General features: G+C 40.0%; 1 protein-coding gene. It reads right to left on the reverse strand.

What is annotated here, in order from left to right:
* Positions 1 to 348: 348 nt before the first annotated feature.
* Positions 349 to 1,395: IS110 family RNA-guided transposase (locus BMW53_RS20580; protein WP_074781176.1), on the reverse strand; the 1,047-nt coding region annotated here is incomplete at its 5' end.

The following is a 1,395-nucleotide window of genomic DNA, read 5'->3' on the forward strand; positions in this document are numbered from 1 at the left end:
ATTTTGCTCATTATTAGCTATTTGTATTTCTTCAAAATAATACCTTCGGGCAATACAGAGCCAGCAGGTTTTCCTCTCCTGGTTAAATCCTTAGCGGGTTCGATGCCCGCTAAGGATTTGAAGTAACCTTCGGTATAAAATTTCGCCGTTGGTTACCCCTCCTGGTTTTCCAAATCCGGTCTATAAAAACACCCTTCTATTAACGGACACCTAAAAACGGGCCGCATACCTGTGTTCAATTTATTATAGATAAGAGCCGCAGCCTCTCGGAAACAGACACCTTACGGGCTGCAAGGGCAAAGTAACGGTCTCTTTATCATTGAAGTGTTTTTAGCACCAGTCTGGATTTTACTGTACAACTGAATGCACATATTCTTTTTCATTTTTCATTACATATCTTATCCTGTTCAGTAATTTCTTTGCAATTTTTATAATTGCCTTGTTGGGCTTCATTCTTTTACAAAGTTCTAAGTAACACTGTGCCAAAGCCGGATCGTTCCGTGAAGCTATCCAGGCGGCTTCTATAATTATGCCTCTAAGTGGCTTGTTTGAACGAGAAGTAATCTTTCCTGTTTTATCATTCTCTCCTGATGTATTTGTTCTGGGCACGAGCCCAACAAATGAACACAATTTATCAAGGTTCTTGAACCGTAAAATCGTTTCAAGTTCTGAAAGCAGGGTAACTGCTACTATCAAGCCTATACCAGGAATACTCCTGAGTAGCTTGATCTTAAAACCATACATCACTTCTTTCTCCAGCTCTCTTAACTTACGGTTTATTTTTAACAGCTCTGCCCTTAAATGTTTTACTGTTGCCAATGTGCTTTGTAAAACCATACCTCCATAAGGAGTAGACTGTTGTACCTCTTCGAGCCATTGGGTAAATTTCCCGGACCAGTATGTGGAAGCCTGGGCCAGGGGGCCGGGAATCGCAATACCAAAACAATGAAGATGTGATTTTATCCGGCTTTTATGTCTTGATATTTCTTTTACCAATGTTTTACGGTAACGTACCAGCGACCTTAGTTCTTCTGTTTCTTTATCAGGGACATGAATACCGGTGAGTTCCCCGTTCTTTAATGAACGGGCTATCTTACGACTATCGCGACGATCTTCTTTTTGTTTGCGTTCTTTATCTGTAGTCGGAATATCGGCTGGATTGACTACAATACTTTTTATACCATACTTCTCTAAATTTCGGTGAGCGCTGAATCCACAGAAACCAGCTTCATATGCAGATAAATAATTACCCCCGGGAAAAGTACGTTGAAGGTAAGTATACAAAGTCCCTGCATCAGGATTTTGTGATATCGTCTTGGTTAAACTATTTTCAGTCATTACCGTTACTGTCCAATTTTTTAAATGGGCATCGATTCCTATATAAATGTTTTGTCC

This window comes from Draconibacterium orientale (assembly GCF_900111425.1).
Lineage (GTDB): Bacteria > Bacteroidota > Bacteroidia > Bacteroidales > Prolixibacteraceae > Draconibacterium > Draconibacterium orientale.